At 69.5% G+C, this 22,684-nt stretch carries 20 protein-coding genes; 13 read left to right on the top strand and 7 right to left on the bottom strand.

Features of this window, described 5'->3' with window-relative positions:
- Nucleotides 1-14: 14 nt before the first annotated feature.
- The 4 genes from R0232_RS07045 to R0232_RS07060 all read right to left on the bottom strand — a co-directional run bounded on the left by R0232_RS07045 (nucleotide 15) and on the right by R0232_RS07060 (nucleotide 4,338).
- Complete coding sequence (locus R0232_RS07045; protein WP_431511683.1) at nucleotides 15-725, bottom strand: hypothetical protein; 711 nt, start codon at nucleotides 723-725, stop codon at nucleotides 15-17.
- Nucleotides 722-2,254 carry an alkaline phosphatase gene (locus tag R0232_RS07050; RefSeq protein WP_431511684.1) on the bottom strand — a complete coding sequence of 511 codons (1,533 nt, stop codon included), beginning with the start codon at nucleotides 2,252-2,254 and terminating at the stop codon, nucleotides 722-724. The genes R0232_RS07045 and R0232_RS07050 overlap by 4 nt, the downstream gene beginning before the upstream one ends.
- Nucleotides 2,255-2,285: 31 nt before the next feature.
- On the bottom strand, nucleotides 2,286-3,758 hold the full coding sequence (locus tag R0232_RS07055; RefSeq protein WP_431511685.1) for an alkaline phosphatase: 1,473 nt from the start codon (nucleotides 3,756-3,758) through the stop codon (nucleotides 2,286-2,288).
- A gap of 169 nt (nucleotides 3,759-3,927) precedes the next feature.
- Nucleotides 3,928-4,338: a DUF2177 family protein gene (locus R0232_RS07060; RefSeq protein ID WP_431511686.1), complete on the bottom strand. Its 411-nt coding sequence runs from the start codon at nucleotides 4,336-4,338 to the stop codon at nucleotides 3,928-3,930.
- A 159-nt stretch (nucleotides 4,339-4,497) separates the two neighbouring features.
- Here R0232_RS07060 and queC point away from each other — a divergent pair, with 159 nt between their 5' ends.
- Nucleotides 4,498-5,226, top strand: a complete 729-nt coding sequence (queC, locus tag R0232_RS07065) for a 7-cyano-7-deazaguanine synthase QueC (protein ID WP_093355383.1) — start codon at nucleotides 4,498-4,500, stop codon at nucleotides 5,224-5,226.
- Here the strand turns inward: queC and R0232_RS07070 are convergent.
- Nucleotides 5,184-6,968, bottom strand: a complete 1,785-nt coding sequence (locus R0232_RS07070; RefSeq protein ID WP_431511687.1) for an ABC transporter ATP-binding protein/permease — start codon at nucleotides 6,966-6,968, stop codon at nucleotides 5,184-5,186. The genes queC and R0232_RS07070 overlap by 43 nt on opposite strands.
- A gap of 118 nt (nucleotides 6,969-7,086) precedes the next feature.
- Nucleotides 7,087-7,653, bottom strand: a complete 567-nt coding sequence (locus tag R0232_RS07075) for a phosphonate degradation HD-domain oxygenase (protein WP_057593793.1) — start codon at nucleotides 7,651-7,653, stop codon at nucleotides 7,087-7,089.
- A 243-nt stretch (nucleotides 7,654-7,896) separates the two neighbouring features.
- Between R0232_RS07075 and R0232_RS07080 the strand changes: the two genes are divergently transcribed.
- From R0232_RS07080 to R0232_RS07135, 12 genes are all read left to right on the top strand, one after another.
- Nucleotides 7,897-8,931 (top strand): putative 2-aminoethylphosphonate ABC transporter substrate-binding protein, encoded by a 1,035-nt coding sequence (locus R0232_RS07080; protein WP_431511688.1) that lies wholly within the window; start codon nucleotides 7,897-7,899, stop codon nucleotides 8,929-8,931.
- Nucleotides 8,932-9,022: 91 nt separating this feature from the next.
- A complete protein-coding gene (locus R0232_RS07085) occupies nucleotides 9,023-10,096 on the top strand; it encodes an ABC transporter ATP-binding protein (protein ID WP_431511689.1) in 1,074 nt (357 codons plus the stop codon).
- Nucleotides 10,097-10,392: 296 nt separating this feature from the next.
- A complete protein-coding gene (locus R0232_RS07090) occupies nucleotides 10,393-12,108 on the top strand; it encodes a putative 2-aminoethylphosphonate ABC transporter permease subunit (protein ID WP_208512517.1) in 1,716 nt (571 codons plus the stop codon).
- The gene (locus tag R0232_RS07095; protein ID WP_431511690.1) at nucleotides 12,105-13,238 is read left to right on the top strand and encodes a TIGR03364 family FAD-dependent oxidoreductase; all 1,134 of its coding nucleotides are present in this window, start codon (nucleotides 12,105-12,107) and stop codon (nucleotides 13,236-13,238) included. Before R0232_RS07090 ends, R0232_RS07095 begins: the two co-directional genes overlap by 4 nt.
- A 29-nt stretch (nucleotides 13,239-13,267) precedes the next feature.
- Complete coding sequence (phnX, locus tag R0232_RS07100; protein WP_431511691.1) at nucleotides 13,268-14,092, top strand: phosphonoacetaldehyde hydrolase; 825 nt, start codon at nucleotides 13,268-13,270, stop codon at nucleotides 14,090-14,092.
- 180 nt (nucleotides 14,093-14,272) lie between these two features.
- A complete protein-coding gene (locus R0232_RS07105) occupies nucleotides 14,273-14,407 on the top strand; it encodes a hypothetical protein (RefSeq protein ID WP_256223075.1) in 135 nt (44 codons plus the stop codon).
- Between the two features lie 126 nt (nucleotides 14,408-14,533).
- The gene (locus R0232_RS07110) at nucleotides 14,534-15,796 is read left to right on the top strand and encodes an MFS transporter (protein WP_431511692.1); all 1,263 of its coding nucleotides are present in this window, start codon (nucleotides 14,534-14,536) and stop codon (nucleotides 15,794-15,796) included.
- Between the two features lie 67 nt (nucleotides 15,797-15,863).
- Nucleotides 15,864-16,604 carry a GntR family transcriptional regulator gene (locus tag R0232_RS07115; protein ID WP_296800552.1) on the top strand — a complete coding sequence of 247 codons (741 nt, stop codon included), beginning with the start codon at nucleotides 15,864-15,866 and terminating at the stop codon, nucleotides 16,602-16,604.
- A 117-nt stretch (nucleotides 16,605-16,721) separates the two neighbouring features.
- The gene (locus R0232_RS07120) at nucleotides 16,722-17,765 is read left to right on the top strand and encodes an ABC transporter substrate-binding protein (RefSeq protein ID WP_296780629.1); all 1,044 of its coding nucleotides are present in this window, start codon (nucleotides 16,722-16,724) and stop codon (nucleotides 17,763-17,765) included.
- Between the two features lie 4 nt (nucleotides 17,766-17,769).
- Entirely contained in the window at nucleotides 17,770-18,585 is an 816-nt protein-coding gene (locus R0232_RS07125; RefSeq protein ID WP_431511693.1) for an ABC transporter ATP-binding protein, read from the top strand.
- Nucleotides 18,582-19,397 (top strand): ABC transporter permease, encoded by an 816-nt coding sequence (locus R0232_RS07130; protein ID WP_296780635.1) that lies wholly within the window; start codon nucleotides 18,582-18,584, stop codon nucleotides 19,395-19,397. Before R0232_RS07125 ends, R0232_RS07130 begins: the two co-directional genes overlap by 4 nt.
- A gap of 7 nt (nucleotides 19,398-19,404) precedes the next feature.
- A complete protein-coding gene (locus R0232_RS07135) occupies nucleotides 19,405-20,646 on the top strand; it encodes a pyridoxal phosphate-dependent decarboxylase family protein (RefSeq protein WP_431511694.1) in 1,242 nt (413 codons plus the stop codon).
- 12 nt (nucleotides 20,647-20,658) lie between these two features.
- Here the strand turns inward: R0232_RS07135 and R0232_RS07140 are convergent, their stop codons facing one another.
- Nucleotides 20,659-22,683: a lipoxygenase family protein gene (locus R0232_RS07140; protein WP_431511695.1), complete on the bottom strand. Its 2,025-nt coding sequence runs from the start codon at nucleotides 22,681-22,683 to the stop codon at nucleotides 20,659-20,661.
- Nucleotide 22,684 lies beyond the last annotated feature (1 nt).

Genomic DNA, 22,684 nt, shown 5'->3' on the forward strand with positions numbered 1-22,684 from the left:
GGCCGGCCGCGCGTTCAGTCCAGCAGGTCCGAATAGTCGCCGCGCTCGTAGGCCTCGGCGGTCTGCCAGGGCAGCGTCTTCGGTGCCGCGATCGGCGCGACGGTCATCGTGTTGAACGAGGTGCCGTGCGCGTTGCGCTGTTCGATCCTGCGCGCATAGCGGCCGGCCACGTCCCAGTCGATGCGCACCGTGCTCTCGCCCTGCTGCTGCTCGTAGCGCTGCACGCCCGGGCCGGCCGCGCCCAGGGACTTCATGCGCGGCAGCACCGCCGGATCGACCAGCCAGTAGGCATGGGCCCACGAGCCGCCGTAGCCGACGTTGCCGTAGTTGGCCGCGTCGACCTCGATCACCTTGCGCTGCGCGCGCAGCACCATGCCGACCTCCACCTTGCCGGTGGCATCGCGGCGCAGCCACAGGGGCGCGGCCGTGTTGTCGGCATGCGCATGGCCGATGTGCACCTTGGCGTCGCGGGCCTCGTGCTCGTGGTCGGCGCGCAGCGCGGCGGGCAGCTCGCGCTCGATCCACACCGTGCCGGCGCGGCGGAACATGCGGTCGGCGTAGCGGCTCTCGCGCTGCACGCCGTCCTTGCCGATCGACAGCACGTGGTGCTGGATGCGCAGGTTCTGGTCCGGTGCCTGGGCGTCGCCCGCGGCACCCGCCGCCAGCGGAACGGCCGCGAGGGCCGTTGCCGCCAGCAGCGCCTGGAGTTTCGAGCCCGCCGTCACAGGCCCGCCGCTTGCCGGACCTTGTCGAACACCTTGATGTTCTCGAGGGTGCCCTTGAAGATCTTCGAGCCCGCGCCACCGGCGAACAGCATCACGTCGCCGCCGCCATGGGTTTCGGAGCCGGGCGCGCCGAGGTTGATGCCGACCTCCTGCAGGAAGTTGTCGTCCTCGGTGTTCGTCGCGCTCTGGTCGTCGCGGTTCGGCGCGCGCGCCGGTGCGATCCACGGCTTGTTGCCGTCTTCCGGATTGACCTGGCTGGCCGCGCTCGCGTTGGGCCGGCCGCCGTTGCCGAACACCAGCGTGGTGTAGGGCTTGCCGTCGGCGGCCTTGGACGGCTTGCCATCGGCGTAGCCGTTGACCTTGCCGAGGATCGGGTTGCCGATCTTCGGATAGCCGTTGAAGGCGATCGCGTGGTCGTGGTCGGCCGTGACCACCACCAGCGTGTTCTTCAGGCTCGGGTCCTTCCTGTTCATGTAGTCGAGCGCGGTCTGGATCGCGGCGTCGAAGGCCAGCGTGTCCTCGAGCGCGCGCTTGGCGTTGGTGCCGTGCAGCGCATGGTCGATGCGCCCGCCCTCCACCATCAGGAAGAAGCCCTTGTCGTTGCGGCTGAGCACGCCCAGCGCCTTCTCGGTCATCTCCGACAGGCTCGGCTGGTCGAGGTTCTGCTTCACGCGGTCGAGCTCGTAGGCCATCTCGCTCTGCGAGAACAGGCCCAGCAGCTTGCCGGTGGCGGCGGTGTCGACGGCGCGCAGCTTGGTGCCGGTGTCGACATAGGCGTAGCCCTTGGCCTGCATCGCGGCCACCAGGTCCACGTTGTCGGTGCGCTTGCTGCTCGGGTTGACCGACTTCGGCAGGTAGTTGCGCTGGCCGCCGCCCATCAGCACGTCGATGCCGTCGAGCAGCTTGGGGTTGTAGTTGGCATGGCCCGGCGTGCTCTGCTCGGCGATGGTGTTGTAGCCGTTGCGGTTGCAGATGTGGGCGTAGGTGGTGGCCGGCGTGGCGTGGCCCACGCGCGTGGTCGACACCGCGCCCACCGCGCGGCCCTTGGCCTTGGCGAGCTCGAGCAGCGTGTCCACCGCCTTGCCGTTGGTCGGCGGGCAGGTGGTGTTCTCGCCGTTGATGTACTGGATGCCCGTGCCGTCGACGGCGGTGGTGTCGCTCGACATCGAGATCACCTCGTTGCGCATCTTCACGCCGGTCATGTAGGCGGCCATCGAGGGCGCGCTGTCGGTGGTCTGGCCGTCGAGCGAGAAGGTCTTCACGCGCGCCGCGAAGGGCAGCGACTGCATGACGAGGTTGGCGCGCTCCGGGCTCGCGAGCGAGCCGGGCTTGGCCGCGAGCTGCTTCTCGCCCTTGTAGATGCGCGCGGCTGTCACGGTGACCGGGCCCATGCCGTCGCCGAGGAAGAAGATGACGTTCTTGGCTTCGCCGGCGGCGTGCGCGCTGCCGGCCAGGGTGCCGGCGGCGGCGCACAGGAGCGCGGCGGCCAGGCGGGTGTTGCGGGTGATGCGGTTCATGGTCGTGCTCATGGTGATGGGGTCGGTGGCCGCGGTTCGCGCCTCAGAGGCCGACCGCCTTCCGGATCAGGCCGAACACGTCCGTGTTGGTGATCACGCCGGAGAAGTTCTCCGCGCCCAGGCCCTGCGCGCCGAGGAACACGTCGGCGCCGCCATGCGTTTCGGAGTCGCTGGTCGCGTCCATCGGCACCACGGCCTCCTGCTTGTAGTCCTTGCCTTCGAGCTCGGCGTCGCCGATCGGGCCGCGCGAGGAAAGGCGGCGCGGGCCGTTGCCGAAACCGATGATGGTGTACGGGTTGTCGTCCACGTCCTTGCTGGTCTTGCTGGGATCGACATAGTCCTTCACCAGGCCGAGCACGCCCGGCTTGCCGGCCTCGGTCTTGCCGGTGCGCGCGGCATAGCCGTTGAGCTGCAGCGTGTGGTCGTGGTCGGCCGTGACCACGACCAGCGTGTTCTTCAGGCCCGGGTCGATGGCCTTCATCTTGTCGAGCGCGAGCTTGATGGCGTCGTCGAAGGCGCCCGTGTCCTGCAGCGCGCGGCGCGCGTTGGTGGCGTGCAGCGCATGGTCGATGCGCCCGCCTTCCACCATCAGGAAGAAGCCCTTCTTGCGCGCGGCCAGCGCGTCGATGGCCTTGCCGGTCATTTCGGCCAGGCTCGGTTCCTTGCCGGCATCGCGGTCCAGGTCGTAGGCCATGTGGCTCTTGGTGAACAGGCCGGCGATCTTGGTCGCGCCGTCGGCCGGCAGCTTGTCGAACTCGGCCTTGCTGGCGGCGAAGCCGTACTTCGCGCTCTTCAGTTCGGCGATCAGGTTGCGCTTGTCGTTGCGCTTGCCGCCGTCTTCCTTGGGCGTGAAGTAGTCGGTGCCGCCGCCGAAGACGACGTCGACGCCGTCGCCCAGTTTGGCGTTGTAGCCGGCGCCGCCGGGCACCAGCGCGGCGGCGATGGTGTTCTCGGCGTCGCGGTGGCACACGTGCGAATAGGTGGCCGCGGGCGTGGCGTGCGTGATGCGGGTGGTGGTCACCACGCCGGTCGCGTAGCCACGGGCCTTGCTCTGTTCGAGCAGCGTCTCCACCGCGCGGCCGTTGCCCGCGGGGCAGGTGCTGTCGAAGCTGGCGTGGTAGGCCTTGCCCGCGGCATCGGTGGCCTGGGTCTCGGGGCTCATCGAGATGACTTCGTTGTTCATCTTCACGCCGGTCATGTAGGCCGACATCGAGGGCGCGCTGTCGGTCACCTGGGCGTCGTTCGAATAGGTGTGGACGAAGGCCGTCTCGGGCAGCGTGTCGATCGTGAGGTCGCCGTCCTCGCCGACCTTGTAGATGCGCGCGGCGGTCAGCGTGGTGATGCCCATGCCGTCGCCGAGGAAGAACAGGATGTTCTTCGGGGCTTCCGCGGCCGGCGGGTTGGTGGTGGGGGGCGGAGCCAGCGGCAGCAGGCCGCCGTGGCTGTCGCTGCCGCCGCAGGCGGACAGCAGCAGTGAAACGCCCAGCAGCGCCGGGACAATGAAGTGTCGGGTCATGCAACTCCCTGGATGGTTTTTCGTTCGGCGCGCCTCCTGCGCGCCGTTCACGGAAATGCAATCTAGGGATGCCGCGTGACTGTTGCGTGACGCGATGCACGCGGGCATGAAAAGTTCGACGCGCCGTTAAAAAAGGACGCGCCGCGCCCGGCCGAAGGGGTTCGGCGGTTCAGCGCGACGTGGCCCAGCGCAGCGCCGCCCCGCCCGCCATCGCCGCCACGCCGCTCGCGAAGGTGCCCCAGGCCATGTCGAGCAGCGACAGGCCCAGCGGCCACCCCTTCATGATCGAGAGGTTGGTGAGGTCGTAGGTGGCGTAGGCGAACAGGCCGAGCAGGGCGCCCAGCAGCGCGGTGCGCGCGAGGCTCGCGGCCTCGGCGCCGGGCAGCACCGCGAAGAACACCAGGCCCACCGGGTACAGCAGGTAGAACAGCGCCGCGAAGCCCAGCTTCGGCTCGGAGGCCATCAGGTGGCCCAGCCCCTGCTGGTAGAGGTTCTTGGCGATCACGCCGAGCCAGAGCGAATCGATCAGCGCCATCACCAGGAAGGTGGCGGCCCAGGCGGCGAGGTGTTTGGTGGTCATGGCGGCGGTGCGGGTGGGTGGGGTGTCGCGGCCATCGTAGCGAGGCCCGGGGGCCGCGGGTAGCGCCGGCGGCGCGGGCTGCGAAAATCGCGCGTTCGGACTACAGCTCCGTCGTTCCCGCGCAGCGATGCGCCTTGCCATTCATTCCTCGAGCCCACCATGCCCCTGCATACCACCGCCCTCGTCCTGTTCTCCGGCGGGCAGGACTCCACCACCTGCCTGGCCGATGCCCTCTCGAAGTACCAGCGCGTCGAGACCCTGGGCTTCGACTACGGCCAGCGCCACCGCGTCGAGCTCGACGTGCGCGCCGGCATCCTGGCCTCACTGCGCGAGCGCTTTCCCGACTGGGCGCCGCGCCTGGGCCAGGACCACGTGCTCACGCTCGCGGCACTGGCCCAGCTCGGCGGTTCCTCGCTGACCGAGGAGGTCGCGTTCGAGATGCAGGCCGACGGCCTGCCCAACACCTTCGTGCCGGGACGCAACCTGCTGTTCCTCACGCTGGCCGGCGCGCTGGCCTACCGGCGCGGGCTGCAGGTGATCGTCACCGGCGTCTGCGAGACCGACTTCTCGGGCTACCCCGACTGCCGCGACGACACCATGAAGGCGATGCAGCTCGCGCTGTCGCTGGGGCTGGAGCGCCGGCTGGTGATCGACACACCGCTGATGTGGATCGACAAGGCCGAGACCTGGCAGCTCGCGCACCGCCTCGGCGGCCAGCCCCTGGTCGACCTGATCGTGGAGGAGACCCACACCTGCTACCTGGGCGACCGCACGCACCGGCAGGCCTGGGGCTACGGGTGCGGCGAGTGCCCGGCGTGCGAGCTGCGCGCCCGGGGCTGGGCGCGCTATGCCGAGCCGGCCGTGCCCGGCACCACCTCCACGCGGTAGCGCGCGGGCGCGCCCTCGGCCTCGGGCACCAGCGTCCAGCGCTGGCTGTGGAACTCGCCGACCGCGGCGCGGTGCGCGATCGAGACCATGGCGCCGCCTTTCTCGCGCACCATCCCGGCCAGCCGCTGGTAGAGGGTGCGCTCGGCCGGCGCGTCGAGCGCGCTGCTGATCTCGTCGGCGAAGATCCAGCGCGGTTTCTTGAGCAGCACGCGCGCGATCGCGAGCCGCTGCTGCTCGCCGCCCGAGAGCTTCTGGCCCCAGGCGTCGCTGTCGTCGAGGCGTGCCACGAGGTCGGGCAGCAGCGCATCGGCCAGGGCCTGGCGCAACTGGTCGTCGCTGAAATCCGTCGACGGGTTGGGATAGGTCAGGGCATCGCGCAGCTTGCCGTCGGGCACGTAGGGACGCTGGGGCATGAAGGCCACGTCCTCGGGCACCTCGAGCCGGCCCTTCGAGAACGGCCAGATGCCCGCGAAGGCGCGGAACAGCGTCGACTTGCCGCTGCCCGAGGGACCTTGCACCAGCACGCTGTCGCCGGGCTGCACCGACAGGGCGGCGCCGCTGAGCAGCGGCGTGCCGTTGGGCAGCGCGACCGACAGGTCCTGCGTGCTCAGCGCCGCGGCCGGCGCGCGCTCCAGCGTTTCGGGGCGCGCGGCGTGCGCGGTCATGCCCTCGTCGAAGCTCGAGAGGCGGTCCGCGGTGGCGCGCCAGACGGCCAGGCTGTCGTAGTTGTCGACGAACCAGCTCAGCGACTCCTGCACCTTGCCGAAGGCCGAGCCGATCTGCATCAGGTGGCCGAGCTGGAAGGCGCCGCCGAAGTACTGCTGCCCCGCGACGAGGAACGGAAAGATCACCGCCGCCTGCCCGAAGAAGGAGGTGAAGGTGACGAGGTTCTTCTGCTGCTTGATCAGCAGCAGGTAGTTGCGCAGCACGTTGCCGAAGCGCGTGTCGAGCTGGGCGCGCTCGACCTTCTCGCCGTGGTCCAGCGCCACCGCTTCGCTGTATTCGCGCACGCGCATCAGGTGGTGCCGGAAGTCGGCCTCGTAGCGCTGCTGACGGAAGTTGATCCCGATCAGCGGGCGGCCGATGAAGTGGGTGATCGCGGTGCCGACGATGGAATAGGCGAGCGCGATCCAGACCATCGCGCCCACCACCTGGTAGGTGGTGCCGCTGAAGGTGAACGAGAAGTTGCCCGACAGGCCCCAGAGCAGGCCGATGAAACTCATCAGCGTGACGACCGCGTTCAGCAGGCCCATCGACAGCGACATGGTGGCGCTGGTGAACATCTGCACGTCCTCCTGGATCCGCTGGTCGGGGTTGTCGGGCGCCTGGCCTTCCTTGCCGGCGTAGCGCGCCAGCTCGAGGTGGTAGAAGGTCCGGTCGGCCATCCAGCGCGACATGTACTCGCGCGTCATCCAGGTGCGCCAGCGCAGCTGCAACAGCTGCGTCACATAGAACTTGAGCACCTGCACCGCGATGTTGAAGAAGGCGATCCAGCCGAACACGCCGACCTCGCGCCAGAAGCTCGCCGCATCCTTGTTCTGCAGCGCATCGTAGAAGCGCCCATACCACTGGTTGCCGAGCACCGCCACGTACACGTAGCCCAGGTTGAGCGCGACGATGGTCGCGAACATGAGCCGCGCCTTCCATTTCTCGTCGGACCGGAAGTAGGGCGCCGCGAGCTTGAAGACGCGGCGCAGCACCTGCAGGAAGGTCTGGGCGCGTTCGTTGACGGTGGGGGACATGCTGGCTTTCCTCGCTGGCGCAGGCGCGCCGGTCATCGTGAGGAGGCCATAGTAGACAAATGTTTCTTAAACCGGGCTGAAACATGCCGGCACGGCATGCGACCGGCCTGCGCCGCCCTCAGTAGGTGTCGAGCATCACGCGCGCCGCGGTCGCCAGGAAGTGCGAGAGCGGCGGCGTCTTCAGGCCTTCGACCTTCGCCTCCTCGTCCCACAGCCGCAGCCGGATCGCATCGCCCGACCACGGATGGTCGGCGAAGCGCCGCGCGGCCGCGTCGTTCATCGGCCCGCCCTGCAGTTGCAGGCTGCGCACCGAATCGGGCGAGAGCCGCGCGAAGTAGTCGGGCCGCGTCGCGCAGAGATAACGCTTGGCATCCACGTGCAGCCGGATCGGCTCGCGCACCTCGAGGCCGAAGGCGCCGCGCAGCAGCGGCAGCGCGATGTACTGGTGGCGGTCGTCGATGCCGAGCTCGGTCGGCGAGCGCTCGAGCGTCTGGTGCTCGGTGATCAGCATGTGGCCCAGGTCGTGCAGCAGCGCGGCCGTGACCAGCGCATCGCCGGCCTCGGCCTGCTCGGCCAGCCAGGCGCATTGCAGCGCATGCTCGGCCTGCGACACCGGCTCGCCCGCATAGGCGACGCCGCCGCGTTCGGCAAAAAGGCGGGCGATCTCGGCGAGGTCGAGTGTCATTGTTCTGAAACGAAGCGCGGGCGACAGCACACCGAAGTTCGCGGATCTCGATGACAAGGCCGTGACCGCTGGCGCGGGCCGCTTCGAAAAGAGGGTCTTGGCGGGCCCTGGCGCACGCGTTTGACAAATCCCTGTCACACGCCGCTGCCAGCATCGCCGCGTCCACGGCAGGCCTGCGCCACCGTGTTGCGTTTTCGTTTTTCTCCCGTTTTTCGCTCCAATTCTTTCCCGAGGGATCTCACCATGCTGCGTCGTTGTCTTCGCTGGGCCGCCGTGCCCGCCCTGCTTTCGCTGGCCTTCGCCGCCACCGCCCAGGGCCGCACCGAGCTGCTGGTCTATACCGCGCTCGAGGCCGACCAGGTGCAGGCCTACAAGGCCGCGTTCGAGAAGGAGAACCCGACCATCGAGCTGAAGTTCGTGCGCGACTCCACCGGCATCGTCACCGCCAAGCTGCTGGCCGAGAAGGCCAACCCGCAGGCCGACGTGGTGTGGGGCCTGGCCGCCACCTCGCTGATGCTGCTCGACAAGGAAGGCATGCTGCAGCCCTACGCGCCCAAGGGCCTCGACGCGGTGAAGCCCACCATGCGCGATCCGGCCAATCCGCCCAAGTGGGTCGGCATGGACGTGTGGTCCTCGGCCATCTGCTTCAACACCGCCGAAGCGACCAAGAAGAACCTGCCCAAGCCCACGAGCTGGGCCGACCTGACGAACCCGGTCTACAAGGGCCAGATCACGATGCCCAACCCGGCCGCCTCGGGCACCGGCTACCTGATGGTCTCGGGCTGGATCCAGATGATGGGCGAGGACAAGGCCTGGAAGTACATGGACGCGCTGCACCAGAACATCGGCATCTACAGCCAATCGGGCAGCAAGCCCTGCCGCCAGGCCGGCGCCGGCGAGTTCGCGCTCGGCATGTCCTTCGAGTACCGCGCCAACAAGACCAAGCGCGACGGCGCGCCGATCGACATCGTGCTGCCGAAGGAAGGCCTGGGCTGGGACATGGAAGCCACCGGCATCATCAAGACCAGCAAGAAGCAGGAAGCCGCCAAGGCACTGGCCGACTGGGCCGTGACGAAGCAGGCCAACGAGCTCTATGCGAAGAACTTCGCGGTGCTGGCGCTGCCGGGCATCCAGGAAAAGCTGGAGTTCGTGCCGGGCGACGTGGAGAAGCTGCTGGCCAAGAACGACTTCACCTGGGCCGCCGCGAACCGCGACCGCATCCTGGCCGAGTGGTCCAAGCGCTACGAATCGAAGTCGGAAAAGAAGGCGCCACTCTGATGCATGCCCAACCGTTCGGGCTGAGCTTGTCGAAGCCTGGCGCGATCGAAGCAGCCCTTCGACAGGCTCAGGGCGAACGGTGGATACCCTCATGACCAGTTTTCTTTCCCTCCGCGGCATCGGCAAGTCCTTCGGCGCGACGCGCGTGCTCGACGGCATCGACCTCGACATCGAACCGGGCGAGTTCGTCTGCCTGCTCGGCCCCTCGGGCTGCGGCAAGACGACCTTGCTGCGCATCGTCTGCGGCATCGAGCGCGCGGACCACGGGCAGATCCTGCTCGGCGGCCAGGACATCGCGGGCCTGCCGCCGGCGGCGCGTGGCTTCGGGGTGGTGTTCCAGTCGTATGCGCTGTTCCCCAACCTGACGGCGGCGCAGAACATCGCCTACGGCCTGCATCCCACGGGCGCGCTGGCGCGCGAGATGGCCAAGCGTTCGCGCGAGATGCTCGACCTGGTGGGCCTGGCGGCGCATGCCGACAAGTACCCGGTACAACTCTCGGGCGGCCAGCAGCAGCGCGTGGCATTGGCGCGCGCGCTCGCGCCCAATCCGCGCCTGCTGCTGCTCGACGAGCCGCTGTCGGCGCTCGACGCGCAGGTGCGCGCCAGCCTGCGCACCGAGATCCGCGCGCTGCAGAAGCGCCTGGGCATCGTCACCATCATGGTCACGCACGACCAGGAAGAGGCACTCTCGATGGCCGACCGCGTGGTGCTGATGCACGACGGGCGCATCGAGCAGGCCGGCACGCCCGACGAGCTCTACCGCCAGCCGCGCACGCGTTTCGTCGCGGGCTTCGTGGGTCGCATGAACATGCTGCCGGCCACGGTGCTGGCCGACGGCAAGGTGCGCGTGCGCGACGCCGAGCTGTTCTGCGCTCCCGGCAACCTCAGCGTGGGTTCGCAGGCCACCGTGGGCATCCGTCCCGAACACGTGGTGGTGAAGCGCTTCGGTGCCGAGCTCGGTGCCAACAGCTTCGCGGCGCGCCTGCTCGACACCGAGTTCTTCGGCAACCGCACCGCCGCGCGCCTGGCCTGCGAGCCGCTGGGCATCGAGATCGAGGCCGAGCTGCCGGCCGATGCGCAGGGCAATGGCGGCGAGCCGCTGGTGCCGAGCAGCATGGTGCATATCCAGTTGCCTTTGCATGCGCTGTCGGTGCTGGCGCATTGAATGACGTCTTGCGCTCTGGCTCTCGATAGGGTCCGCTCGGGGCGGACTCACGCCGACGGGGTACTCCCCTCCGCGAATGTCCCCCGCCCTTCGGGCTCCTCCTTTATTTCGCTGCGGGGAGTACCCCATCGACGTGAGCCTGGGACGCGGCGGCTGAATCGGCCCGCACCACTGCTGCGCCTCCGTGCACAGGGCAGTGGGTGCTTCCCGCAGCGAAATCAAGGAGGAGCCGAAGGCGGGGGACATTCGCGGAGGGAAGTACCCGCTGTCCTGTGCACGCGCCCCGGACAATCAAAATGAGCAGCACCCAAGAAGCCATTGCAGTAATCCCCGCAGCGCCGATACGCGCCAACGCCGTAGACCGCGAACGCTGGCTCACCGGCGCCGCGGTACTGCTCGTCGTCGCATTGCTGCTGGTCATCGTCGCCTTCCCGGTCAGCGCACTCGTAGGCCAGAGCTTCTTCGACCGCGAGGGCGGCTTCGTGGGCCTGGCCAACTTCGCGCGCTACCTCGACAACCCCGCCCTGGTCCAGTCCGCCTTCAACAGCCTCTGGCTGGCCGCGATCAGCGCCGTGATCTGCACCGCCATCGCCTACGTCTACGCGTATGGCCTCACGCTCTCGTGCATGCCGGCCAAGGGCGTGCTGCGCGCCGTCGCGCTGATACCGCTGCTCGCGCCCTCGCTGCTGCCCGCCATCAGCCTGGTCTACCTGTTCGGCAACCAGGGCCTGTTCAAGGGCCTGCTCGGTGGCGCGTCCATCTACGGCCCGCTGGGCATCGTGCTGGGCTCGGTGTTCTGGACCCTGCCGCATGCGCTGCTGATCCTCACCACCGCGATGGCGACCTCCGACGGCCGCCTCTACGAAGCGGCGCAGACCCTCGGTGCTTCGCGCTGGCGCATGTTCCGCACCGTCACCTTGCCGTCCACGCGCTACGGGCTGATCGTGGCCGCGATGGTGGTGTTCGTGCTGGTGATCACCGACTTCGGCGTGCCCAAGGTGGTGGGCGGCCAGACCGGCGTGCTCGCGACCGACATCTACAAGCAGGTGGTCGGGCAGCAGAACTTCCAGATGGGCGCGGTGGTGGGCTTCGTGCTGTTGATCCCGGCCGTGCTGTCCTTCCTGGTCGAGCGCCATGTGCGTCGCAAGCAGGCCGCGGCGCTGTCGGCGCGCGCCACGCCCTACCAGCCCGAGCCCGTGCGCACGCGCGACCGCGCGCTGCTCGTGTTCTGCGCGCTCACGGCCTGCGCCATCCTCGTGATGATCGGCATGGCCGTGTTCGCCTCGCTCGCCACCTACTGGCCCTACCAGCTCGCGCCCTCGTTCAAGAACTACGACTTCAGCAACATGGACGGCGGCGGCTGGGGCAGCTACTTCAACTCGCTGCGGCTCGCGGTCTGCGCCGCCGTGGCGGGCGCGCTGCTCACCTTCGTCTCGGCCTACCTGGTCGAGAAGCCGCGCCACTTCGGCCTGCTGCGCGAACTGCTGAACCTGCTGGCCAACCTGCCGCTCGCCGTGCCGGGCCTGGTGCTCGGCGTGGGCTACATCTTCTTCTTCATCTCGCCCTCGAACCCGCTGCGCGCCATCTACGGCAGCATGACCATCCTCGTGGTCTGCACCGTGGCGCATTTCTTCTCGGTCGCGCACCTCACCTCGCTGACCGCGCTGCGCCAGCTCGACCGCGAGTACGAGCTGGTCTCCGAGTCGATGGGCATCCCGTTCTGGCGCACCCTGTGGCGCGTACACCTGCCGGTCGCGCTGCCCACGGTGCTCAACGTCGGCGGCTATTTCTTCGTCAACGCGATGACCACCGTCTCGGCCGTCGTGTTCCTCTATTCGCCGCAGACCACGCTGGCCGCCATCGCCGTGCTCAACATGGACGATGCCGGCGACGTGGCGCCCGCCGCGGCCATGGCCTCGCTGATCATGCTCACGGCCGCCGCCGGCCGCGGCCTGTTCGCGCTGGCCGGCCACTGGGCGCTCGCGCGCACCCAAGCCTGGAGACACCGTTGACCGCCGCTCCCAATTCTTCCTCCTTCGACGTCATCGTCGTCGGCGCCGGCATCGTCGGTCTCGCGCACGCCTACACCGCCGCCAAGCGCGGCCTGCGGGTCTGCGTGGTCGAGCGCGACGCCGCCTGCATCGGCGCCTCGATCCGCAACTTCGGCCTCATCACCGTGACCGGCCAGGCGCCGGGCGACAGCTGGCGCCGCGCCATGCACTCGCGCGACGTGTGGCAGGAGATCGCGCCGCAGGCCGACATCGACATCGTCCATCGCCACCTGTGGCTCGCGGCCTACCGGCCCGAGGCGCATGCGGTGCTCGAGGCCTTCATGCGCACGCCCATGGGCGAGGCCTGCCAACTCATCGATGCCGCCGAGGCCCAGGCCAAGGCGCCCGCGCTGCACCTGGCCGAGGCGCGCTCGGTGCTGTTCAGTCCGCACGAGCTGCGCGTGGAGTCGCGCACCGCGATCGCCCGGCTCGCCACCTGGCTGGCGCGCGCGCATGGCGTGACCTTCCGCTTCGGCGAGGCGGTGCTCGAGGTGCAGACGCCGCGCGTGCGCACCTCGCGCGGCGAGCTGCATGCCGAGCGCGTGGTGGTCTGCACCAACAGCGAACTGCACGGCCTGTTCGCCGATCGCATCGCCGCCCACGACCTCACGCTGTGCCGGCTGCAGATGCTGCGCGTGCAGCCCGAGGCCGGCTTCCGGCTGCCGGGCGCGGTGATGATGGACCTGAGCCTGGTGCGCTACGAGGGCTACAGCACGCTGCCCGAGGCGGCCGCGCTGCGCGAGCGCCTGCAGCAGGAAGAGGCCGCTTCGCTCGCGCACGGCATCCACCTGATCGTGGTGCAGAGTGCCGACGGCTCGCTGGTGGTCGGCGATTCGCACCACTACGCCGCCGCGCCCGAGCCCTTCGCGCTGGAGGAGGTCGACCGCCTGATCCTGCGCCACCTGCGCAGCACGCTCGACCTCGAGAGCGCGCAGATCGTCGAGCGCTGGAACGGCGTCTATCCCTCCTCGAAGACCACGCCCTGCGTGATCGACGCGCCCGACGACGCGACCCGCGTGGTGCTGGTCACCAGCGGCACCGGCGCCAGCACCGGCTTCGGCATCGCGCACGACGTGTTCGCCGGCTGGTGATCCCTTTTCATTCACGCGAGTCCCTGTCCATGTCCGCCACCCATTCCTCCAAGCTCCAGGCCGTCGTCTTCGACTGGGCCGGCACCATCCTCGACTTCGGTTCCTGCGCGCCCATGGGCGCCTTCGTGAAGCTGTTCGAGCAGTTCGGCATCGAGATCACCATCGCCGAGGCGCGCGGCCCGATGGGCATGGCCAAATGGGACCACATCAAGGCGCTGGGCTCGCAGCCGCGCATCGCCGCGCAGTGGGAGGCGAAGCATGGCCATGCCTTCGGCGACGCCGACGTCGACCGGCTCTACGAGGTGTTCACGCCGATGAATGCCGCAAGCGCGCGCGACCATGCCGACTTCATCCCGGGCGCGCTCGACGCCGTGGCCGCCGCGCGTGCGCGCGGCCTGAAGATCGGCTCGACCACCGGCTACAACCGCCCGATCATGGAGGTGGTCACGGCCATCGCCGCGCAGGGCGGCTACGTGCCCGACAACCTCGTGTGCGCGGGCGACCTCGCGGCCGGCCGGCCTTCGCCGCTGATGATGTACCGCTGCTTCGCCGACCTCGGCGTGTGGCCGGCCCACGCCGTGGTGAAGGTCGACGACACCGGCGTGGGCCTCGAGGAAGGCCTGAACGCCGGCACCTGGGCCGTGGGCCTCGCGGTCAGCGGCAACGTGATGGGGCTGACCCTGGCCGAATGGCAGGCGCTGGGCGCCGCCGAGCAGCAGGCACGCCGCGAGCAGGCCACCGAGCAACTGAAGGGGGCCGGCGCGCACTACGTGATCGACAGCGTGGCCGAGCTCATGCCGGTGCTCGACGACATCGAGCGCCGCCTCGCGGCCGGCGAGCGGCCGGCGCGCTGAGTTTTCTTTCTTTCTCCCTCCCCCGCTGGGGGAGGGCTGGGGTGGGGGCACGCAGCCTCCGCACGATGCGCCGCCTGCCCCCATCCCGACCTTCCCCCAGAGGGGGAAGGAGCAAGACGACGTTCTAATCGGCGCGGCGTCCGACTTGACCACCCCCTGGTCGGTCCTAGCATGCCTCGCATGCGACACCTCTTCCTCGCACTCTGCTGCTGCCTCGGCCTGATGGCCGCCGGCTGCGACGACAAGCCCAGGCCGGGCGGTCCGATGCCCAAGGCCTCGGCCGCGCAGCCGCTCGTCGCGCCGTCGCTGGCCTGACGCGCACCGGCGCATGGCGGCGCCGCCGACGCGCGGCGCGGGGCGCTCGTGCGCCCGCGCGGCTTGCCTTGTATGCTCGACCTCGCCGTTTTCCCGACGGACGCATGCAAGACAAGAAAGAGAACGATGACGGAGACGCTCGCCGCACGCCACCCCTCCCACCAGCCCGATTCGCGCTACGCCATGGTGCGGCTGGGCCTCACGCTGCTGATCATGACGGTCGGCAGCAGCGGCATGTACGTGGTGTCGGTGATGCTGCCCTCGGTGCAGGCCGAGTTCGGCATCGACCGCGCGCAGGCCTCGCTGCCCTACACGCTGCTGATGCTGGGCTTCGGCATCGGCGGCGTGCTCATGGGCAAGCTGGCCGACCGCTTCGGCATGATGTGGCCGCTGCTCGGCGGCGCGGTCTGCCTCGGGCTCGGCTACGTCGCCTCGGGCCTCGCGGGCGGCATCGTCTCCTTCACCATCGCCCAGACCCTGCTGGTCGGCCTGCTCGGCAGCTCGGTGGCCTTCGCGCCGCTGGTGGCCGACACCTCGCTGTGGTTCGTCAAGCGGCGCGGCATCGCGGTGGCGATCTGCGCCAGCGGCAACTACGTGGCGGGCGCGGTGTGGCCGCCGATCGTGCAGCACTTCATCGAGACCGTGGGCTGGCGCCAGACCTACATCGGCATGGGCCTGTTCTGCAGCGTCACGATGGTGGCGCTGGCCTTCTTCTTCCGCGCGCGTGCGCCGGCCGCGGTGGCCACGCCGCCCGTGGCGGGCCCCGGTGGTGCCGCGGTGCGCAACCTCGCGCGGCCCTTCGGCTTCAGCGCCGGCACGGCGCAGGGCCTGCTGTGCGTGGCGGGCGTGGCCTGCTGCGTGGCGATGGCGATGCCGCAGGTGCACATCGTGGCCTACTGCAGCGACCTCGGCTTCGGCGCCGCGCGCGGCGCGCAGATGCTCTCGCTGATGCTGGCCTTCGGCGTGGTGAGCCGGCTGGTGTCGGGCGCCATCTGCGACCGCATCGGCGGGCTGCGCACGCTGCTGCTCGGCGGCGCGCTGCAGTGCGTGGCGCTGCTGCTGTTCCTGCCCTTCGACGGGCTGGTGCCGCTGTACGTGGTGTCGGCGCTGTTCGGCCTGTTCCAGGGCGGCATCGTGCCCTCGTACGCGATCATCGTGCGCGAGCACTTCCCGGCCTCCGAGGCGGGCGCGCGCGTGGGCACGGTGCTGATGTTCACGCTGTTCGGCATGGCGCTCGGCGGCTGGATGTCGGGCAAGGTGTTCGACCTCACGGGCAGCTACCACGCGGCCTTCCTCAACGGCATCGGCTGGAACCTGGTCAACGTCTCGATCGCGGCCTTCCTGCTCTACCGCGTCATGGGGCGCGGCCGCCGCGTCGCGCCGGCCTGAGCCAGCGCCCGGGCGGCTGGAGGCGGCAGAGTATATTCAAGCCACAATCCCACCGAGCCGACCCCCGATGCCCGCCTCCAAGCCCACCGCCCGCCGACCCGAGGTCCGTCCGCGCGCGCGCCGTGCCGCCCATGCGGAACCGGCGTTGCGCGATGAGGGGCAGGGCGCACGCGCCGACACGCTGACCGACCAGGTCTACCAGCGGCTGCGCCAGTCGCTGATGACCGGCGCGCTGCTGCCCGAGCAGGTGCTGACCGTGCGCGGCGTGGCCGAGAGCCAGGGCGTGAGCCTGACCCCGGTGCGCGAGGCGGTGCAGCGGCTGGTGGTGGAGCACGGGCTCGAGGTGGTCAACGGTCGCACCATCCGCGTGCCGCGCCTCGATGTCGAGACCTACCGCGAGATCCTCAAGATCCGCATGGAGCTCGAATGCCTGGCGGCCAAGGAGGCCGCGCCGCGCATCTCGAACGACGAGATCGAGCGCCTCGACGGCGTGGTGCAGGCGCACCTGGCGGCCATCCAGGCTGGCGACGCGCACCGCACCCTGCTCGAGAACACCGAATTCCATCTCTCGATATATCGAGCCTCGGGCCAGGCCATCCTGATCCGCATCATCGAGAGCCTGTGGCTGCGCGTCGGCCCCACGCTGAACCTGCTGTTCCCGCAGTACTGCGGCAGTCTCACGGGCCACGAGACGCATCTGACCGCGATGGACGCCCTGCGCCGGCGCGACGGCGACGCGCTCGGGCAGGCGATGCGCGACGACCTGACGCACGGCTCGCGCTACCTGATCCGGCTGCTCAAGCCCTGAAAAAGCGGCTGGCGCGGGTTTCTGCGTAGACAGAATATATTCTGATCGCCTAAAGTGCGGCCAAGGCCTCGTTGCCGGGGCTCCAGTTCCTTCGTCTGTTCGAAGAAAGGCCGTCGCATGAAGTTGAATCTCTCCCGCCGCGAGTTCCACCTGGCCAGCGCCCACATGCTGCTGGCCTCTTCCGCCGGCTCGCTGCTGCTCGGGGCCTCGGGCCCGGCCGCCGCGCAGGCGCGCTCGGTCAAGCTCGGCACCTTCGGCGCCATCGATGCGCAGAACTACATCCGCGCGAAGAACATGGCGGCCAAGACCTTCGGCGCCGGCACCAGCGCCGACTTCGTGACCGTGCGCGCGGGCTCCGAGGTGATCGCGGCGATGGCCGGCGGCAGCCTCGACATGTGCAACATCGGCTCCAGCCCGATGATGGTCGGCTACGCCAACGGGCTGAAGGCCTCGATGGTCTACGTCTACAAGAACATCGTCGACAGCGAATGCCTGGTGGTGCAGGGCAACTCGGGCATCACCACGGTGGCGGGGCTCAAGGGCAAGAAGATCGGCCTGCCGTTCAACACCTCGGTGCACTTCGCGGCGGTGGCGGCGCTCAAGACCGCGGGCATCGGGCTGGCGGACGTGCAGCTCATCAACATGCGCGCCGACCAGATCGCCTCGGCCTGGCAGCGCCGCGAGATCGATGCCAGCTACATCTGGGTGCCGGTGCTGCCGCGCCTGACCGACGACGGCGGCAAGATCATCTTCAAGACCGGCGACCTCAACAAGAACAACCTGCTGATCTTCGACGGCCTGCTGGTGCGCGACGAGTTCAAGCAGAAGTCGCCCGACCTGGTGCTGGCCTTCCTCAAGGACTACGAGCAGATCGCGCGCACCTTCAAGCAGGAACCGAAGGAAGTGGTCGAGACCATGACCAAATTCCTCAACGTCGACGAGGCCGCGGTGATGCGCTCGCTCAACACCTTCTACCCGGTGCCCGCGCGCGAGCAGCTGCAGAGCCACTGGATGGGCAAGCCCGGCGAGAAGGACACGGGCGTGCTCAAGACCTTGCAGACGCAGGCGCAGTTCCTGCTGGAGTCGGCGCAGATCTCGGCCATGCCGAAGGATTTGAGCGGGCTCGTCGATTCGAGCTTCGTCGCCAAGATGGCCGCCTGAGGCCATGGGACTGCCACCGCAGCAGGCGGGCACGCCCAAGGTCCGTTTCGAGGAAGTCTCCAAGCGTTTCGGCGACGGCCCCGACGCGGTGCAGGCGCTGGAGCCGATCACGCTCGACATCGTCGAGGGCGCCTTCACCTGCCTGCTCGGCCCCTCGGGCTGCGGCAAGAGCACGCTGCTGAACATCCTCGCGGGCTTCGAGCAGCCCACGGCCGGCCGCGTGCTGATGGACGGCCAGCCGGTGCGCGGCCCCGATCCGCGCCGCGGCGTGGTGTTCCAGCAGGGCGCGCTGTTCACCTGGATGCGCGTGATCGAGAACGTGGCCTTCGGGCCGCTGGCCACGGGCAAGTCGGCCGCCGAGGCCACGCGCATCGCCTCGCAGTACCTCGAGATGGTCGGCCTCACGGGCTTCGCGAAGCGCTATCCCTACGAACTCTCGGGCGGCATGCAGCAGCGCGTGGGCATCGCGCGGGCGCTCGCCAATTCGCCCGAGATCCTGCTGATGGACGAGCCCTTCGCCGCGCTCGACGCGCAGACGCGCGAGCTGCTGCAGGAGGAGATCAAGCGCATCTGGCACGAGACGCGCAAGACCGTGCTGTGGATCACCCACAGCATCGACGAGGCGCTGTTCCTCGCGACCGAGATCGTCGTGATGTCGGCACGCCCGGGCCGCATCAAGGCGAAGTTCCATCCCGGCTTCGCGCAGAGCGACGATCCGGCCGTGGTCGCGAGCGCCGAGTTCGCGCGCATGAAGGCCGAGATCTTCGGCCTGCTGCGCGAGGAGGCGCTGGCCGCGCAGCACCAGGAGGCGCAGCGATGAGCGCCGCACCGAACCGGCCGAACGGCGCCCGCGGCCGCGCGCGCTGGATCAACCTCGGCTCCTTCGCCGCGCTGTTCGTGCTGTGGCTGCTGATCACCGTGCCGATCGTGGGCGACCAGCCGCTGGTCGCGCCGCTGTTCCTTCCTTCGCCGATGTCGGTGTGGAACACCTTTTTGCAGCTCATGCAGAACGGCTACCAGGGCAAGACGCTCGCGCACCACCTGGGCATCAGCCTGTTCCGCTTCGGCGTGGCCTTCGGGCTCACGGTGCTGGTGGCGGTGCCGCTGGGGCTGTGGATGGGCATGAACGAGACCGTGAAGGCGCTGCTCGATCCGCCGATCGAGATCACGCGGCCGATGCCCAAGCTCGCGCTGCTGCCGCTTCTCATCATCTGGTTCGGCATCGGCGAGGTCTCGAAGATCGTGATCATCGTGCTCGCGCTGTTCCCGATCCTCTCGATCAGCGCCATGCAGGCGGTGCGCGCGGTGGGCCGGCGCAAGGTGCAGGCCGCGATGGCGCTCGGTGCCTCGCGCACCATGATCTTCCGGCGCGTGATCTTCCCGGCCAGCCTGCCGGGCATCTTCACCGGCATCCGCGTGAGCATCGGCCTGGGCGTGACCATGCTGGTGGGCGCCGAGATGATCGCCACCAACGCGGGCATCGCCTACATGGCGATGTCGGCCTCCGACTTCCTGCTCACCAACGTCGTGATCGTCGGCGCGCTGATCATGGCGATCCTCGGCTACCTGCTCGACCTGCTGGCGCGGGCGCTCGAAAACAAGGTCGTCCACTGGGGCGGCAAGGAAGGATGAAGCGACCATGGCACTGACACTCCCCGAGCAAGGCGCGTCCTGGCCCGAGCTGCAGCGGCGGCTCGAGGAGGCCGGCCGCGGCGACGCCGACTGGCGCAACGGCCGCGTGCCGATGTTCATCCACTACGCGGGCGAGGACGTGCTCGAGGTGGCCAAGAAGGCCTACCTGATGTACTTCTCCGAGAACGGCCTGGGCCCGCGCGCCTTCGCGAGCCTCGCGACCTTCGAGCGCGAGGTGGTGGAGATGGGCCTCGCATTGCTGCATGGCGGTGCCGAGTCGCGCGGCGCCATGACCACCGGCGGCACCGAGAGCATCTTCCTCGCGGTCAAGTGCGCGCGCGACCGCGCGCTGGCGCGGCGCCCCGGCATGGCCAAGCCCGAAATCCTGATGCCGCAGAGCGCGCACCCGGCCTTCGACAAGGCCGCGCACTTCCTCGGCCTGGTGCCGGTGCGCACGCCGCTGGCGGCCGACTTCCGCGCCGACCCGGCGGCGATGCGCGCCGCCTTCACGCCCGACACCGCGATGGTGGTGGGCTCGGCGCCGGCCTTTCCGCACGGCGTGGTCGATCCCATTCCCGAGATCGCGGCGCTGGCGCGCGAGCACGGCTGCTGGATGCATGTGGATGCCTGCGTGGGCGGCTACTTCGCGCCGTTCGCGCGCGAGCTCGGCGCCGACATCCCCGACTTCGATTTCGCGGTCGAGGGCGTGACCTCGATCTCGGCCGACCTGCACAAGTACGGCTACACCGCCAAGGGCGCCTCGACCCTGTTCTTCGCCGATCCCGAGGCCTTCGCGCTGATGGGCTACTACTTCGACGACTGGCCGCGCGGCCAGTACTTCACCCACACGCTGGTGGGCACGCGCGCCGGCGGCGCCATCGCCGCGGCCTGGGCGGTGATGAACTACCTGGGCCATGCGGGCTATCTGCGCGTCACCGAGCGCGTGCTCGCGACGCGGCGCGCGATGCAGCAGGGCCTCGATGCGCTGGGCCTGCCCACGCTGGGCCGGCCCGAGCTGTCGATCTTCGCCTTCGGCTCGCCCGAACGCGACATGGGCGCCATCGGTCGCGGCCTCGGCGCGCGCGGCTGGACCGTGGGCTACGTGAAGAGCCCCGACGGCATCCACCACATGCTGAACCTCACGCACGAGCCGGTGGTGGGGCAGTACCTGGGCGACGTGGCGGCGGTGCTGGAGGATCCGGCGACCCTGGCGAGCGGCGCGGCGAGCGCGGTGAAGGCGGAGTACTGAGCCGCCCCCGGTTCAGATGTTCGTGCTCGACGGAATCCGGCTCGGCAGCAGGTGCTCGTAGGGCCGCGAGCGCGTCGTGTTGCGCTGCTTGATCGTCGTTTCGATGTTCGCCAGCGCCGCGCGGAAGCGCTCGAGCGGCCCGCCCTGGCCCGCGATCGCGGGATCGATCAGCACCGGCAGGTGCGGAAAGGCATTGTCCTTGTATTCGCCGAGCGGCCGGTAGTAGACGCCGCCGAGGATGTGGAACAGCAGGATCTGCTCCTGCGCCGCGAGCCGCGCGGGCAGCATCTGCGACCAGGTGGCCTCCGACTGGCCGGCCGTCGAGGCGGGCGCCGGCGTGCCGGCCATGCCCGCGCTGAAGGGCGCATAGGTCATCACCGAGAGCTGCGGGAAGTTCACGGCCGCATGCTGCGCGCTGGTGTTGAAGACGATGGCCGTGATCACGTCGGCCAGCCTGGCGCGCGTGGAAATGACGGGCAGCCCCTTCACCTTGCCGTGGGTCGAGAGGTCGACGGCCCAGGCCTGCAGCTCGTGGTCGCCGCTCACGTCGGCGTCGCTGAGGTAGTAGGTCGCGACGTAGTCGCCCACCCATTGCGCGATCGCGTTCCACAGCAGCAGCGCGTCGTCGCGGTACGGGTACTCGGGCAGCTCGCCCGGGTTGTCGACGCCGCGCGCGCGCAGCTCGTCGGGCAGCATCAGGTTGGCCTGGAAATCGTAGGCCAGGCGGTCGCGGCCGCACTCGCGCTGCAGGGTCTCGATCGGCGCCGCGAGGATGCCGTCGCCCGTGGTCAGCGGCGCCATGATGATCAGCGTGGCCGCCTCGTTGATGAACATCGCGCCCTCGAGGTGCGGCGACAGCAGGCGGCTCAGCGGATGCGCGGTCGCGAGCTGGCGCTGCGTGGCCATCGCGAAGGCCTCCGACATCAGGTGCGTGCGGCCCAGGTGCACGAACATCTCGTGGTAGTTGAAGTCGGCCACCTGCACCGTGGTCTTGGCCGACTGCCAGGCCCAGTAGGCTTCGGTGTTCGAGGCGTCGTCCACGCGCAGGAAGATCGGATGCTGCGCCGGGTTCTGGCCGCACTGGATGGCCACCGGCACCAACGAACGGCCCGCCCTGGGCCGCGCGAACAGCGCGACCGGCATGAAGACATAGGCGGTGCCGGTCAGCGGCTTGGTCACCGGGCCCGTGGGCGCCATGTCGCCCAGGCCTTCGTAGTCGAGCAGGTAGAGGCGGCCCTCGGCGGCCGCGTCGGCGAGGCTGTCGGCGTTGCCCATGGCCTGCCGGTACTGTGCGTCGGTCAGCGGGAACTTCGATGGCAGCACGCTGGCCTTGCGGATCAGCATCGGGTTCGGGCCGGCCACGCGCATCCAGGCGAACAGCGCGTTGTCGCGGAAGACCTGCGCGATCGACGGCTTCTCGATGGTCGCGAACAGCGCGTCGTACTGCGCCACGGTGCGCGGCCCGCCGAGCAGGCCCTGCGTCATCAGGTCCTGGTGCACCTGTCGCAACTGGGTGGCGATGTCGCCCGCGGTGCCGGTCAGCGTGCCCAGCAGCGCGAGCGCCGCGGCCGGCAGCGTGAGCAAGCCGGCGTTCTGCGACAGCAACTGCGCGAAGCTCGCCTGAAGGCTCGAAAGCCGCGTGCGCAGGTTGTCGAGCGTCTGCAGGCTGCCGCTGGCGAGCGGGCTGGTGGCGAAGGAGGCCGCGAAGTTCACGGCCGCCTCGAGCGCGCGCGACAAGGTCAGCAGCTGGTGCTCGAGCGCCGGCAGTTCGGCCGGCGGCACGACAGTGCCCATCGGCACGCCCGCGAGGTTGAGGTGCGACTCGGTCCAGAGGTAGGTGGCCTGCCGGCTTACGAGTTCGAGGCGGCGCAAGGTGGCGCTGATCGGATCGATCTTCTGCGGCAAGGTGGGCTTGGGCACCGGCAGCGCGGCCGAGGCGGTGGACGGCGCGCCGGCCAGCAGGCTGCCGAGTCCGCCCGTGATGCCTGCCGTGGTGCCGGCCGCGGCCGCGCCCTTGAGGAGTTCTCTGCGTTTCATC

The sequence above is a fragment of the Variovorax sp. DAIF25 genome (assembly GCF_050711835.1).
Lineage (GTDB): Bacteria > Pseudomonadota > Gammaproteobacteria > Burkholderiales > Burkholderiaceae_C > Variovorax.